At 71.9% G+C, this 14497-nt stretch carries 12 protein-coding genes; 9 read left to right on the plus strand and 3 right to left on the minus strand.

Features of this window, described 5'->3' with window-relative positions; genetic code table 11:
* Nucleotides 1–7: 7 nt before the first annotated feature.
* Nucleotides 8–598 carry a TetR/AcrR family transcriptional regulator gene (locus CNQ36_RS27900; RefSeq protein ID WP_004925047.1) on the plus strand — a complete coding sequence of 197 codons (591 nt, stop codon included), beginning with the start codon at nt 8–10 and terminating at the stop codon, nt 596–598.
* Here CNQ36_RS27900 and CNQ36_RS27905 read toward each other — a convergent pair.
* Nucleotides 579–1814: a PucR family transcriptional regulator gene (locus CNQ36_RS27905; RefSeq protein ID WP_206278521.1), complete on the minus strand. Its 1236-nt coding sequence runs from the start codon at nt 1812–1814 to the stop codon at nt 579–581. The genes CNQ36_RS27900 and CNQ36_RS27905 overlap by 20 nt on opposite strands.
* Before the next feature lie 138 nt (nt 1815–1952).
* Here CNQ36_RS27905 and CNQ36_RS27910 point away from each other — a divergent pair, with 138 nt between their 5' ends.
* From CNQ36_RS27910 to CNQ36_RS27940, 7 genes are all read left to right on the plus strand, one after another.
* Nucleotides 1953–2879 (plus strand): proline dehydrogenase family protein, encoded by a 927-nt coding sequence (locus CNQ36_RS27910; RefSeq protein ID WP_004925043.1) that lies wholly within the window; start codon nt 1953–1955, stop codon nt 2877–2879.
* Between the two features lie 35 nt (nt 2880–2914).
* Complete coding sequence (gene pruA / locus CNQ36_RS27915; RefSeq protein ID WP_004925039.1) at nt 2915–4546, plus strand: L-glutamate gamma-semialdehyde dehydrogenase; 1632 nt, start codon at nt 2915–2917, stop codon at nt 4544–4546.
* A gap of 300 nt (nt 4547–4846) precedes the next feature.
* Nucleotides 4847–4978 (plus strand): hypothetical protein, encoded by a 132-nt coding sequence (locus CNQ36_RS35625; protein ID WP_086014670.1) that lies wholly within the window; start codon nt 4847–4849, stop codon nt 4976–4978.
* 67 nt (nt 4979–5045) lie between these two features.
* A complete protein-coding gene (locus CNQ36_RS27925) occupies nt 5046–6089 on the plus strand; it encodes a 3-isopropylmalate dehydrogenase (RefSeq protein WP_121548020.1) in 1044 nt (347 codons plus the stop codon).
* Between the two features lie 248 nt (nt 6090–6337).
* Nucleotides 6338–7426 carry a branched-chain amino acid aminotransferase gene (locus tag CNQ36_RS27930; RefSeq protein ID WP_121548021.1) on the plus strand — a complete coding sequence of 363 codons (1089 nt, stop codon included), beginning with the start codon at nt 6338–6340 and terminating at the stop codon, nt 7424–7426.
* A gap of 349 nt (nt 7427–7775) precedes the next feature.
* On the plus strand, nt 7776–9380 hold the full coding sequence (gene cimA / locus CNQ36_RS27935; protein ID WP_004925020.1) for a citramalate synthase: 1605 nt from the start codon (nt 7776–7778) through the stop codon (nt 9378–9380).
* A 95-nt stretch (nt 9381–9475) separates the two neighbouring features.
* On the plus strand, nt 9476–10825 hold the full coding sequence (locus CNQ36_RS27940; protein WP_121548022.1) for a hypothetical protein: 1350 nt from the start codon (nt 9476–9478) through the stop codon (nt 10823–10825).
* A gap of 120 nt (nt 10826–10945) precedes the next feature.
* Here the strand turns inward: CNQ36_RS27940 and CNQ36_RS27945 are convergent, their stop codons facing one another.
* On the minus strand, nt 10946–11551 hold the full coding sequence (locus tag CNQ36_RS27945) for a YceI family protein (RefSeq protein ID WP_121548023.1): 606 nt from the start codon (nt 11549–11551) through the stop codon (nt 10946–10948).
* Between the two features lie 184 nt (nt 11552–11735).
* A complete protein-coding gene (hpnR, locus tag CNQ36_RS27950) occupies nt 11736–13235 on the minus strand; it encodes a hopanoid C-3 methylase HpnR (protein WP_121548622.1) in 1500 nt (499 codons plus the stop codon).
* Nucleotides 13236–13531: 296 nt separating this feature from the next.
* On the opposite strand from hpnR, the gene CNQ36_RS27955 reads away from it, so the two are divergent.
* Nucleotides 13532–14386 carry an SDR family NAD(P)-dependent oxidoreductase gene (locus CNQ36_RS27955; protein WP_121548024.1) on the plus strand — a complete coding sequence of 285 codons (855 nt, stop codon included), beginning with the start codon at nt 13532–13534 and terminating at the stop codon, nt 14384–14386.
* The last annotated feature ends 111 nt before the right edge of the window (nt 14387–14497 follow it).

Here is a 14497-nt window from a genome sequence, read left to right on the forward strand (position 1 = left end):
TGACGTCATGGGACACCGTGAGGATCTGCTGGAGGGCGCCAAGCGCTGCCTGCTCGCCAAGGGCTTCGTGCGCACGACGGCGCGGGACATCGTCAGGGAGTCGGGGACCAACCTGGCGTCCATCGGCTACCACTACGGCTCCAAGGACGCGCTGCTCGCACAGGCCTACGTCTCGCTGATCGAGGGGATGGGCGGCGCGTTCGAAGGGGGCGGGAACGTCGACGAGGCCGCCCCCGGCTCACTGGAGCGGTTCGAGCGGGTCTGGTCGAACATCATCGCCACCATGCGGGATCCGGGCACGGTGTGGCGCCTCAGCATGGAGGTCCTCGCCCTCGGCGACCGGCTTCCCGAGGTGCGCGACCACCTGGCGAAGGCGCAGCGCGAGGCCGGCCGCGGACTGGTCCCGCTGCTGATGGGCGGCCGCGAGGAGGACGTGTCCGACGAGACCGCGGACACCCTCGGCGCGTTCTACGTGACCCTGATGACCGGCCTCATCGCCCAGTGGACCTTCGACCCGGCGTCCGCGCCCGACGGCGAGCGGCTCGCCGCCGGACTGCGCCGGGTCGTCGAGGCCGCGGCTACAGACGCGAGCCCTTGAGCGCCATGTGCAGCAGCAGCCGGTCCTCGCCGTCGTCCAGGTCGAGGCCGGTGAGCTGCTCGATCCGGGACAGACGGTAGTAGAGCGTCTGGCGGTGGATGCCCAGCTCGGCGGCCGTGCGGCCGGCCTGGCCCGCGCGGTCCAGATAGACCTCGGCGGTACGGGCCAGTTCCGCCTGCGCGGGGGCGAGCAGCGGGCCGGCGACCGGGTCGTGGGCGGCCTCCGGGGGCAGTGCGGTGAGCAGGCGGAAGGGGCCGATCGACGCCCACTGGGCGACCGGTCCCAGCCGGGGTTCGGCCAGCGCCGCCCGCGCCGACGCCGACGCCTCCCGCCAGGCCGCGCCCAGCTCGGCGAGGCCCGCGCGGGGCGCCGCGATCCCCGCGGCCACCGCGGAGCCGCCCCGGCTCTTGGGGCGGCTCGAACCCGCCCGCTCCAGCAGCCGCGAGGCCGCCGCCGTCGCCGGGGCCAGCACGTCGGGGGAGCGCAGTCGCAGCAGCAGGGCGAGGGAGAGGCCCGTGGCGCCCCGGGGGAGGGTGCACAGCGCCGTAGCCCCCGGCACCGTGCGGACGGTGGGGGCGTCGTCGGGGTCGGCGGAGGGCCAGGGGGCGACGCAGACCATCGTGTGCGGGCCGTCGGCGCGGTTGCCCAGGGCGGTGCGCAGCTCCGCGACCGCCATCTCCCGCTGCCAGTCCCGCTCCGCGGTCAGCACCGCCCGCAGCTCCCGGGTGAGGTCCGCGCCGTGCTGGGCCTCGTCGGCGAGCAGCGCGCCGATCCGGGCCGTCACCCGCATGGCCGCGTCCAGCTGCCGCTCGGACGGACCCGGGTCGTAGTCCAGCAGCCACACATAGCCGAGGACGACACCCCGGTGGCGTACCGGCAGACAGATCCGGCCCCGGTGGACACCCGCCTCGGGGGTGCGCGGGATGCGGACCGGGCCGGTCGCCCGGGTGATGCCGAAGCTCTCGAACCAGGCCCGCACGGCGGACGTCGAACGGCGGGTCAGGATCGAGCGGGTGCGCACCGGGTCCAGCACGGACGGATCGAGGTCGCCCTCGCTGTCGTACGCCCCGAAGGCGATCAGCTCGAAATCCCGGTTCTCCAGGGTCGCCGGAGCGCCGAGCAGCTCCGAGATCTCGTCCACCAGCTCCTGGTAGTCATCCCTGTGTTCCGACGTCACCCGGGCATTCTGCCGCAAAGTCCCGGAGCCTTCATACATCTGTCTGAGATCTGCGGCACGGATGCGTGACAGCTGTCGATGGCCCAGGATCGGCGTCATCCTTAGGTTTCACGGTGGTTCTCCGTGCCGTACCCGAATGGTCGGGTGACGGCCTCATGCAGCTTGTGGAGGTGCCCCGTGCTGGGTCCCGTGATTCTCGCCGCGTCGCGCAGCGACCGGATGCGACGCCTGGTCTCGGCGGCCCCGGTGACCAAACAGGTCGTCGACCGGTTCATCCCCGGGGAGACCGTCGACCAGGTCCTGCCCATCATCCGGGAGCTCACCGGCAACGGCCTGGAGCTGACCATGGACGTGGTCGGCGAGGACATCACCACCCCCGAGCAGGCGGCGGCCGCCCGCGACGCGTACCTCGAGCTGATCGACCGCCTGAAGCCGCTGGAGCTCGGCGCCCGCGCCGAGATGTCGGTGAAGCTCTCCCTGTTCGGGCAGGCGCTGGCCGGCGGCCACGAGCTGGCGCTCGCCAACGTCCGTCCGGTCGTCGAGGCGGCGGCCGCGATCGGCACCACGGTGACGCTGGACGCCGAGGACCACACCACCCTCGACTCGATGTTCGCCATCCACGAGGAGCTGCGGAAGGACTTCCCGCAGACGGGCTGCGTCATCCAGGCCTACCTCTTCCGCACCGAGGAGGACGCGCGCCGCCTCGCCGCGGCCGGCAGTCGCGTACGGTTGGTGAAGGGCGCCTACAAGGAGCCCGCCGAGGTCGCCTACCAGCAGAAGCACGAGATCGACAAGGCGTATGTGCGCATCCTGCGGACGCTGATGGAGGGCGAGGGCTACCCGATGATCGGGTCCCACGACCCGCGCCTGATCTCCATCGCCCAGGAACTGGCCCGCACGGCCGGGCGCAAGCTCGACGAGTACGAGTTCCAGATGCTCTACGGCATCCGCGGCGACGAGCACCTGCGACTGGCCGCCGAGGGCCACCGCATGCGCGTCTACACGGCCTACGGCACCGACTGGTACGGCTACTTCATGCGGCGTCTCGCGGAGAAGCCGGCCAACCTCCGGTTCTTCGCCCGCAGCATGATCACCAAGGGCTGACACCACACCGCTCACGACAAGGAGTTACGCCACCCATGGACGCTGTGACCCAGGTCCCCACCCCCGTCAACGAACCGGTGCACGGCTACGCCCCCGGTACGCCCGAGCGCGCCCGGCTGGAGGCCAAGCTCAAGGAGCTGGCCGACAACCCGGTCGACCTGCCCTGCACCATCGGCGGTGAGAAGCGGATGGGCGGCGGCGAGCGCTTCGACGTCGTGCAGCCGCACAACCACAAGGCCCGCCTGGGCACCTACGCCAACGCCACCCAGCAGGACGCCCAGGACGCCATCGACGCGGCCCTCGCCGCCGCGCCCGCCTGGCGCGCGATGTCCTTCGACGACCGCGCCGCGATCATCCTGCGCGCCGCCGAGCTGCTGGCCGGCCCCTGGCGCGAGACCATCGCCGCCTCCACGATGCTGGGCCAGTCCAAGACCGCCCAGCAGGCCGAGATCGACAGCCCCTGCGAGCTGGTCGACTTCTGGCGCTTCAACGTCCACTACGCGCGCGGCATCCTCGCCGAGCAGCCCCCGGCCAACTCGCCGGGCGTGTGGAACCGCATGGACCACCGTCCGCTCGAGGGCTTCGTCTACGCGATCACGCCGTTCAACTTCAGCGCCATCGCAGCCAACCTGCCCACCGCGCCGGCCCTCATGGGCAACGTGGTGGTCTGGAAGCCGTCCCCCACCCAGACCCACGCCGCCGTGCTGCTGATGCGTCTGCTGGAGGAGGCCGGTCTGCCCAAGGGCGTCATCAACCTGGTCACCGGCGACGGCATCGAGGTCTCCAAGGTCGCCCTGGAGCACCGGGACCTGGCCGGCATCCACTTCACCGGCTCGACCAGGACCTTCCAGCACCTGTGGAAGACGGTCGGCAACAACATCGAGAAGTACCGCACCTACCCGCGCCTGGTCGGCGAGACCGGCGGCAAGGACTTCCTCGTCGCCCACCCGAGCGCCGACCGCGCCGTGCTCAAGACCGCCCTGACCCGCGGCGCCTTCGAGTACCAGGGCCAGAAGTGCAGCGCCACCTCGCGCGCGTACATCCCGGCGTCGATCTGGAACGACGGCTTCAAGGAGGAGTTCGCCGCCGAGGTCGACTACATCACCATGGGGGACGTCACCGACCTGTCGAACTTCGTCGGCGCCGTCATCGACGAGCGGTCCTTCGCCAAGAACAAGGCCGCCATCGACCGCGCCAAGGAGGACCCGGCCTGCACCATCGTCGCGGGCGGCTCCTACGACGACTCGGTCGGCTACTTCGTCCGCCCGACGGTGATCGAGTGCACCGACCCGGAGAACGAGGTCTTCCGCACCGAGTACTTCGGCCCGATCCTCGCCGTGCACGTCTACGAGGACGAGAACTACGACGAGATGCTGACCCAGATGGAGTCGGTGTCCGACTACGCCCTCACCGGCTCGGTCGTCTCCAACGACCGCGCCGCGGCGGCGTACACGATGGAGAAGCTGCGCTACGCGGCCGGCAACTTCTACATCAACGACAAGTCGACCGGCGCCGTCGTCGGCCAGCAGCCCTTCGGCGGCGGCCGTGCCTCCGGCACCAACGACAAGGCCGGCGCCCCGCAGAACCTGATGCGCTGGACCCTGACCCGCGCCATCAAGGAGACGCTGGTCCCGCCGACCGACTACGGCTACCCGCACATGGGCTGACGCCCACCCGACCCCGGACGGGCCAGGTCACCCCCCGACCTGGCCCGTCCGGCGTTTCCGCAGGCGGGAGCGGTGTGACCGGGTCCACCGTCTCAGATAGTAGGAAGTCCGAGTAACTGTGCAGACAGAACCAGCCCGGCTCCCTTAGCTTTGTAGGAGCCGAACGAATCGCTCGATCAAGCGAACGGCGGTAGTGAGCCGGGCCCGGCGCAGGCAACCCCTGCGGCCCGTCGCTCCCCGCCCCCCGGCGTCGTGTCATCCCTTTCCGCACTCCGCGTATGCCGAAGGAGCCGATGCCCCATGGCCGAGACGACCGTCCGCCGCCGCGTCCGCCACGCCTCCCGCACCACCGAATCCGACCGCAAGAACGCCGCCGCGGCGCTCCAGCGCGCCCTCGACCGCCGGGACAACGGCGGCTCCACCGGCCACTGACACTCCCACGGCGTCCGTATGCCGGACGCCGTATGTCATCCCGTGGGACGGGGGGTAGGGTGCCGACATGTCTCGCAGCCTCAATCTCGCAGTGATCCCCGGTGACGGCATCGGCCAGGAGGTCGTGGCCGAAGGCCTGAAGGTCCTCTCCGCCGTCCTCCCGCAGGATGTGAAGCTGGAGACCAAGGAGTACGACTTCGGCGCCAGGCGCTACCACGCCACCGGTGAGACCCTCACCGACGCCGACCTCGACGAGCTGAAGCGGCACGACGCCATCCTGCTCGGCGCCATCGGCGACCCGTCGGTCCCCTCCGGCATCCTCGAGCGCGGCTTCCTGCTCAAGCTCCGCTTCGCCTTCGACCACCACGTCAACCTGCGGCCGAGCAAGCTGCTGCCCGGCGTGGCCACCCCGCTCGCCGGCGAGCCGCAGATCGACTTCGTGGTGGTCCGCGAGGGCACCGAGGGCCCGTACACCGGCAACGGCGGCACCATCCGCAAGGGCACGCCGCACGAGGTCGCCACGGAGGTCTCCGTGAACACGGCCTTCGGCGTCGAGCGCGTGGTCCGCGACGCCTTCGCCCGCGCCCAGGCCCGCCCCCGCAAGAAGCTCACCCTGGTCCACAAGAACAACGTGCTGACCTTCGCGGGCCACCTGTGGACGAACGTCTTCAACAAGGTGGCCGAGGAGTACCCCGAGGTCACCACCGACTACATCCACGTCGACGCCGCGACGATCTACCTCGTCACCGACCCGGCCCGCTTCGACGTCATCGTCACCGACAACCTCTTCGGCGACATCATCACCGACCTCGCCGCGGCCGTCTCCGGCGGCATCGGCGTCGCGGCCTCCGGCAACATCAACCCGGGCCGCGAGTTCCCGTCCATGTTCGAGCCGGTGCACGGCTCGGCCCCGGACATCGCGGGCCAGGGCAAGGCCGACCCCAGCGCCACCGTGCTGTCCGTCGCCCTCCTGCTGCGCCACCTCGGCCACGACGCCGAGGCGACCCGCATCGAGGACGCCGTCTCCGCCGACCTCGCCGAGCGTGTCGGACTGCCCGCCCGCAGCACCTCGGAGATCGGCGACGCGCTCGCCGCACGAGTAGCCGGCTGACCCGGCGCCTCCTCTCCCAGAGAACAGCCGCCGGGTCGCTTCAGCGCCCGGCGGCTTCCTCATGTCCCCGCCGGGTGCCACCATCGACCACCGGGCCGCAATCACCCTGTTTCGTCCGCCGTCGCCTCCGGGCGATAATCGAACGCGGAGCCGCGGAATGAGGGAATGCTCGGACATCCTGGTACTGGCCACCGGCCGTACGGGCGTGTGCGCGGCCCGTCACTACAACCGGTGAAGGACAACCACTCATGACGACGCCCACGATCGAGCTCAAGCCCTCCGCCCACCCGCTCCCGCACGCGGAGCGGGAGGCGATCCTGGCCAACCCCGGGTTCGGCCGCCACTTCACCGACCACATGGTGACGATCAAGTGGACCGAGGGCCGCGGCTGGCACGACGGCCAGCTCGTCCCGTACGCGCCGATCTCCCTCGACCCGGCGACCACCGTCCTGCACTACGCGCAGGAGATCTTCGAGGGCCTGAAGGCCTACCGCCGGCCCGACGGGTCCGTCGCCACCTTCCGTCCCGAGAAGAACGCCGAGCGCTTCCAGCGCTCCGCCAGGCGCCTGGCGATGCCCGAGCTGCCGGTCGAGACCTTCATCGAGGCGTGCGACGTCCTGGTCGCCCAGGACAAGGCGTGGGTGCCGGCGCACGGCGGCGAGGAGTCCCTCTACCTGCGCCCGTTCATGATCGCGACCGAGGTGGGGCTGGGCGTGAAGCCCGCCAACGAGTACCTGTTCCTGGTCATCGCCTCCCCGGCCGGCGCCTACTTCCCCGGCGGAGTGAAGCCGGTCTCCATCTGGGTCTCCGAGGACCGCGTCCGCGCCGTCCCCGGCGGCATGGGCGACGCCAAGACCGGCGGCAACTACGCGGCCTCCCTGCTCGCCCAGGCCGAGGCCGCCGCCAAGGGCTGCGACCAGGTCTGCTACCTCGACGCCGTCGAGCACCAGTGGGTCGAGGAACTGGGCGGCATGAACCTGTACTTCGTCTACGGCGACAAGATCGTCACGCCTGCCCTCAGCGGCTCCATCCTGGAGGGCGTCACCCGTGACTCCCTGCTGGGCGTCGCCCGAGACCTCGGCTACGAGGCCGTGGAGGAGCGCGTCTCCGTCGAGCAGTGGCAGCGCGACTCGGAGAACGGCAGCCTCACCGAGGTCTTCGCCTGCGGCACGGCCGCGGTCATCACCCCGGTCGGCACGGTGAAGCGGGCCGGCGGCGAGTGGCAGCAGGGCGGCGGCGAGCCCGGCGAGGTCACCGTCCGGCTGCGCCAGGCCCTCCTCGACATCCAGCGCGGCAAGGCCGAGGACAAGCACGGCTGGATGCACCCGCTGGGCTGACCGGCGCACTCCGGCGCGGCGGCCCCCGCGTACGCCGTCCGCGCCGGACACCCGCCGCCCGCATCCTGAGACGGATCGTGAGCGCGGGGGCGGCCTGTGCCAGACTTCCTCCGTGCTCTCGTTCGCCACGATTATTGGCAGCAGGCGCGCCGGTCCGCAGTGACCGCACGTACGACACCGTACGGGCGGACACCGTCGTCCTCGACCCGCGCGCAGACCTCTCGCACCCGCGAGAGGTTTTTCTGTTTCCTGGCCCAACCGCAGCCGGGGGACGGGCGTGAGGGACCATGGGAGAACGGTGGAACCGGTCATTCCGGTAGACCGAGATCAACTCAGGAGCCTTCAGACCATGACCGCAACCAGCGAGCCCGACGACTCGTTCCACGTCTTCGACACCACCCTGCGCGACGGCGCGCAGCGTGAGGGCATCAACCTCACCGTCGCCGACAAGCTCGCCATCGCACGGCACCTGGACGAGTTCGGCGTGGGCTTCATCGAGGGTGGCTGGCCCGGCGCGAACCCGCGGGACACCGAGTTCTTCGCCCGCGCCCAGCAGGAGATCGACTTCCGGCACGCCCAGCTGGTCGCCTTCGGCGCCACCCGCCGCGCCGGCACCACCGCGGACCAGGACCCCCAGGTCAGGGCGCTCCTCGACTCCGGGGCGCAGGTGATCACGCTGGTCGCGAAGTCCCACGACCGCCATGTCGAGCTCGCCCTGCGCACCACCCTCGACGAGAACCTGGAGATGGTCCGCGACACGGTCTCCTTCCTGAAGGGGCGGGGCCGCCGGGTCTTCGTCGACTGCGAGCACTTCTTCGACGGCTACCGCGCCAACGCCGAGTACGCGAAGGCCGTCGTCCGCGCCGCCTCCGGGGCCGGCGCCGACGTCGTCGTGCTGTGCGACACCAACGGCGGCATGCTCCCCGCGCAGATCCAGGCCGTGGTCGCCACCGTGCTCGCCGACACCGGCGCCCGGCTCGGCATCCACGCCCAGGACGACACCGGCTGCGCGGTCGCCAACACCCTCGCCGCCGTCGACGCGGGCGCCACCCACGTCCAGTGCACCGCCAACGGCTACGGCGAGCGGGTCGGCAACGCCAACCTGTTCCCGGTGGTGGCCGCCCTGGAGCTGAAGTACGGCAAGCAGGTCCTGCCCGAGGGCCGGCTGCGCGAGATGACCCGCATCTCGCACGCCATCGCCGAGGTCGTCAACCTCACCCCGTCCACGCACCAGCCCTACGTCGGCGTCTCCGCCTTCGCGCACAAGGCCGGACTGCACGCCTCCGCGATCAAGGTCGACCCGGACCTGTACCAGCACATCGACCCCGAGCAGGTCGGCAACACCATGCGGATGCTCGTCTCCGACATGGCCGGACGCGCCTCCATCGAGCTCAAGGGCAAGGAGCTCGGCATCGACCTCGGCGGCGACCGCGAACTGGTCGGCCGGGTGGTCGAGCGGGTCAAGGAGCGCGAGCTCGAGGGCTACACGTACGAGGCGGCCGACGCGTCCTTCGAACTGCTGCTCCGCGCCGAGGCCGAGGGCAGGGCGCTGAAGTACTTCGACGTCGAGTCCTGGCGCGCGATCGCCGAGGACCGCCCCGACGGCACCCACGCCAACGAGGCGACGGTGAAGCTGTGGGCCAAGGGCGAGCGCATCGTCGCCACCGCAGAGGGCAACGGCCCGGTCAACGCCCTGGACCGCGCCCTGCGCGTGGCCCTGGAGAAGATCTACCCGCAGCTCGCCAAGCTGGAGCTGGTCGACTACAAGGTCCGCATCCTCGAGGGCAAGCACGGCACCCACTCCACCACCCGGGTCCTGATCTCCACCTCCGACGGCGCGGGGGAGTGGTCGACGGTGGGCGTCGCGGAGAACGTCATCGCCGCGTCCTGGCAGGCGCTCGAGGACGCCTACGCCTACGGTCTGCTGCGGGCCGGCGTGGAGCCCGCGGCGTAGGGACGGCATCCCGCGGTTCCGGCGGGGGGCGGCGCCGGGCGCCCCCCGCCGCTCCCGGTGCCCGTTTCCGGCCCGGGTCGGGTAGCTTCGAAGATATGAAGGTCGCGAGGACGCGTACTTTCGTACGCCTGCTGATCGTGCCGGTGGCCGCCGCGCTGGCGGTCCTGACGGCCGGTGCGCCCGGGGCGCAGGCGGCCACGGACGTCTCGGAGGTCGCCCGCCAGCTGCGGGAGAGTCCCGTCTACGTCGATCCCGGGGCCCAGGACATCCTGGCGAAGTCCGACGCCCAGGCCCTCGCCGACAAGATCGAGGCAGCGGACAAACCGGTCTTCGTGACGGTCCTCCCGGCGGACTATCCCACTCAAAACCTCTTCCAGAACCTGCGCACCGAGACCGGTGTCACCGGCCTCTACGGCATCCGCCTGGGCGACCGGTTCGACGCGCGCGCCGACAGCAGCGTGCTGAGCCGGCAGGGCGTGCGGAACCTGGTCACGTCCGTGCAGGGCGCCGGCGACGCCAAGGCCCAGCTGAACGACTTCGTGGACAGCGCGCTGCGCAACACCGGCGGCACCGCGCCCGGCTCCTGGAGCGACGGCGCGTCCTCCGGTGTCCCCGTCGGCGGGCTGATCACCGTCGGGGCGGTGCTGGTGGCCGGCGGTGCGGGCGGGTACGCCCTGGTCCGGCGCAACCGGCGGCGCCACGAGGAGGAGCGGCGGGTCGCGCTGGAGAAGCTGCGCGTGGTGGTCGACGAGGACATCACCGCGTTCGGCGAGGAACTCGACCGCCTCGACTTCCACCCCGGCGAGCCCGGCGCGGACGACGCGATGCGGGCGGACTACGAGCACGCCCTGGACGCCTACGAGCAGTCCAAGTCGTTCATGGCCGCAGCGCGCAAACCGGAGGACGTCCGGGCCGTCACCGAGTCCGTGGAGGAAGGCCGCTTCGCCCTCGCCTCCCTCGCCGCCCGCCGGGAGGGACGGCCGGTGCCGGAGCGCCGTCCGCCCTGCTTCTTCGACCCCCGGCACGGCCCCTCGGTGGCCGACGCCGTCTGGACGCCGCCGGGCGGTGCCGAGCGTGAGGTACCGGTGTGCGCGGCGGACCGCGCCCGACTGGCCGACGGCCGCGATCCCGCCGTCCGCGAGGTCGACACGGAGTACGGGCGCCGCCCCTACTGGGACGCCGGGCCCGCCTACGGGCCCTGGGCGGGCGGCTACTTCGGCGGCGGTCTGCTGCCCGGCCTGCTGGTCGGCACCATGCTCGGCGGCATGATGGCCGGACCCGCCTACGCGGCCGACTACGGCGCCGGCTACGGCGACTTCGGCGGCTACCAGGGCGGCGACGTCTCCGGCGCGGACTTCAACGGCGGCGACTTCGGCGGCGATTTCGGCGGAGGCTTCGGAGGCGGGGACTTCGGCGGGGGCGGGGACTTCGGCGGCGGCTTCTGACCATCGGTTCTCCCCGGCGCGCCGGGCGCTCGGGTCCGGAAACGCCGAGCGCCCGCCCTCCCGCACGGGGGAGTCGGGGGGCGGGCGCGCTCGGGGGCGCCGGGCAGGGCCGGCGGCGGATCAGGCGTTGCGGATCGCCGAGATGTCGAAGTTCAGCTTGATCTTGTCGGAGACCAGGACGCCGCCCGTCTCCAGGGCCGCGTTCCAGGTCAGGCCCCACTCGGAGCGCAGGATCTCCGCCTTGCCCTCGAAGCCGACGCGCTGGTTGCCGAAGGGGTCGGTCGCGGCGCCGTTGAACTCCAGGTCGATGCTGAGCTGCTTGGTGGTGCCCAGGATCGTCAGGTCACCCGTGATCCGGTAGTCGTCGCCGCCGAGGGCCTCCGCCTTGGTGGTGCGGAAGGTCATCGCCGGGAACTCGTCCGTCTTGAAGAAGTCGGCGCTCTTCAGGTGGCCGTCGCGGTCGGCGTTGCCCGTCTCGATGCTGTCCATCACCACGTCGATGGTGGCCGTGGACTTCGAGGGGTCGCCGCCGTCGAGGTGCAGCGTGCCGGTGAAGTCCTGGAAGGTGCCCTTGACGTTGGTGACCATGGCGTGCCGGGCGACGAAGCCGAGCGTGGTGTGCGCGGGGTCGATCGTGTAGTCGCCGGTCAGGGCGGCCAGGTCCGGGTTCACCGCGGCGGCGGTGGTGGCGGCGGTCTCGTTGCTCTTGCGGCCGAAGATACCCATGATGTTCCTCCTGGAGATCACGTTGAAGATTCAACTAACTCAACGGGACCCACCGTAGACCTATTCCCTTCAAGTTTCAACATCTTCGGTGGGTCTGTCGCGATGGAGCCGGTGGAACGGGTGAAAAGTGCCGGTCGCGCCGGCCCGGCACGGCGGACGGCCGCCGTGGTTCCCGGAACCCAGGCTAGTCCGGCAGCCCTCCGGTCGGCGCGCCCTTCGTCGCATCCCGGGTGTGGACGTACAGCCTGCGTCGGTCGCCGACGTCGAGGCGCTGGGGGAGCGGCAGCTCGTAACGGACCGCGCGGGCGTGGTCGGCCAGTTGCCGGCGCGGGTTGTAGACCTGGTTGAACTTCCACAGCATCCGGGCGAAGTTCGTCTGCCCGTGCAGCAGGTTGCGGCCGAGCACCCGCGCCGCGCCGAACGCCGTGCGCAGTCCGAGATGCTTGCGGTTGATGACCGCCTGGGTGCGCACCAGCTCCTCGTAGAACCGCTCCAGCGGCAGCGTCGTCGGCACCACCGCGTGCTGGATGTCGAAGAGGCGGTAGTCGCGGGTGGTGAGCCGGCGCGACTCGGTGTGCCAGATCTCCGTACCCGGATAGGGCGTCATCACCGTGAAGTGCACGATCTCCGGCACGGCCAGCGCGAACTCCCGCACCACGCGGAAGCGTTCCTCGTCCCAGGCCGGGTCCACGATGAGGTTGATCGCGACCTGGATGCCGAGCCGTCGGGCCGTCTCCAGCGCCTTCAGGTTCTCGTCCGGGCTCACCCGCTTGCGGTACAGGTCGAGACCCTCGGCGTCGATCGCCTCCATGCCGAGGAACATGTAGCGCAGCCCCAGCCGCGCCCACCGCTCGAACACCTCCGGATGGCGCAGCAGGACGTCGGCGCGGGTCTCCAGGTAGTACCGCTTGCGGATGCCGCGCCGCTCCACCTCGTCCGCGATGGCGTTCCCGTGCTCCGGCCGGATGAAGGCCACGTCGTCCACGATGAACACGTTCGGCTCGCGGATCCTCGCCAGGTCCTCCGCCGCCGCCTCGGGGGAGGCCTTGCGGTAACTGCGGCCGTAGAACGTCCACGCCGAGCAGAACGAGCAGTCCCAGGGACAGCCCCGGGTGAACTCGACGGAGGCGCACGGATCGAGTTCGCCGATGAAGTAGCGGCGCCGGTTGCGCATCAGATCGCGCGCCGGGAGCGGTGCGTCGATGCTGTGCAGCATCAGCGGCGCGGGACCGCGTCCGGCAGCCGTGACGACCCCCGGGACGCCCTCCACCCCGCCGTCGCGCACCGCCTCCAGCAGCGGCCCGACGGCCGTTTCGCCCTCCCCGCGGACCACCGCGTCCACCGCGCCCGCCGCCTGGTCGATGACCTCCTCGGCGACGAAGGAGACGCTGTGCCCGCCGAAGAACACGAAGCAGCCGGGCACCTCCCGCTTCACCCGCGCGGCCAGCGCGATCGCCTCGGGGATGTTCGCCAGGTAGTTCAGGGAGACGCCGAGCGCCTCCGGGCGGAAGGACCGCACCTCGTCGCGCAGCCGGTTGACGCCGAGCACCTGGAGGTCGACGACCCGCACCTCGTGACCGGCCGCCCGGGCGGCGCCGGCCACCCGTTCCAGGCCCAGCGGTTCGAGCCGCAGGAAGATCTCGGAGTACATCAGGGCGCTGGGATGGACGAGCAGCAGACGCATGGTGACCTCGTCACGGGGGCCGGAGGGACCGGGCACGGAAGGGTGTCTCCTTCGTATCCCGGCGGGCGGAGCCGCGTAGCGGCCGTACGCCCGTCTGGCGGCATCCCGCGGCACGCACGGGTGGTCCCGCGGCGCGGCGCGCCGGGCCCCGGCAGCCGCGTCGCCGCCCGACGAGCGGGGCACGGCGGGTGCGGTGCGGGGGCCGGGCGGCAGGGTCCAGCGCTGGCGCGGTGCACCGGAGTGGGGGTGTCCTGGATGACGAGGACCCGCAGCGACAGCGCATGGGAGACCGACTCGTGACCACCACCGGCTCCGGTTCCACCTACGACCCCCCGGCGGACCCCGCCCACGGTGCCGCCCCCGCCCCCACCCCGGCGGCGGCGCGCGGACACGGGCCGCCGCGCACGGACCGGCGCGTCGTCCTCGTCACCGGCGCGTCCTCGGGCATCGGCGCGGCCACCGCGCGGCGCTTCGCCGCCGGCGGCTGGCATCTGCTGCTCAGCGGCCGGGACCGGCGCCGCCTGGAGGAGACGGCGTCCGGCACCTCGGCGGTCCTGCTGCCCGCCGACCTCGCCGCGCCGGAGGGGGCGAAGATGCTGGCCGAGGCCGCGCTGCGGAAGGCCGGACGGATCGACGTGCTGGTCGCCGGGGCCGGCATCGGCTGGGCCGGGCCGTTCCTGGGCATGCCGCACACCGACATCGACCGGGTGCTGTTCCTGGACCTCAACGCCGCACTGCACCTGGTGCGGGAGGTGCTGCCGTCGATGGTGGCGGCGGGCCGCGGCCGGGTGGTGCTGGTCGGCTCGGTGGCCGGCTCCGTGGGCGTACGGGAGGAGGCGGTGTACTCCGCCGCCAAGGCGGGACTCGCCGCGTTCGCCGAGGCGCTCCGGCAGGAACTGCGCGGTACGGGGGTGGGGGTGACGCTCGTCGTGCCCGGTCCCGTCGAGACCGGCTTCTTCGCCCGCCGCGGCCGCCCCTACCACCGCTCCCACCCGCGCCCCACCTCGCCCGGCCGCGTCGCGGGCGCGGTCTGGGACGCCGTCTCCCACGGCCGCGACGACACCTACGTCCCCGCCTGGCTCACCCTCCCGGCCCGGGTACGCGCCCTCACCCCCGGCCTCTTCCGCCGGCTCCTGAACCGCTTCGGCTGACCCCGCGGCCACCGGCGTCCGCCCCAGCGGTCCGACCCGAACGGGTGAACCGGCGGCGACTCTCCGGGATCACCCCGCTCCGGGGTGTGCCGGGAGCTCCGGAGCCCGTAG

This window comes from Streptomyces fungicidicus (genome assembly GCF_003665435.1).
Lineage (GTDB): Bacteria > Actinomycetota > Actinomycetes > Streptomycetales > Streptomycetaceae > Streptomyces > Streptomyces fungicidicus.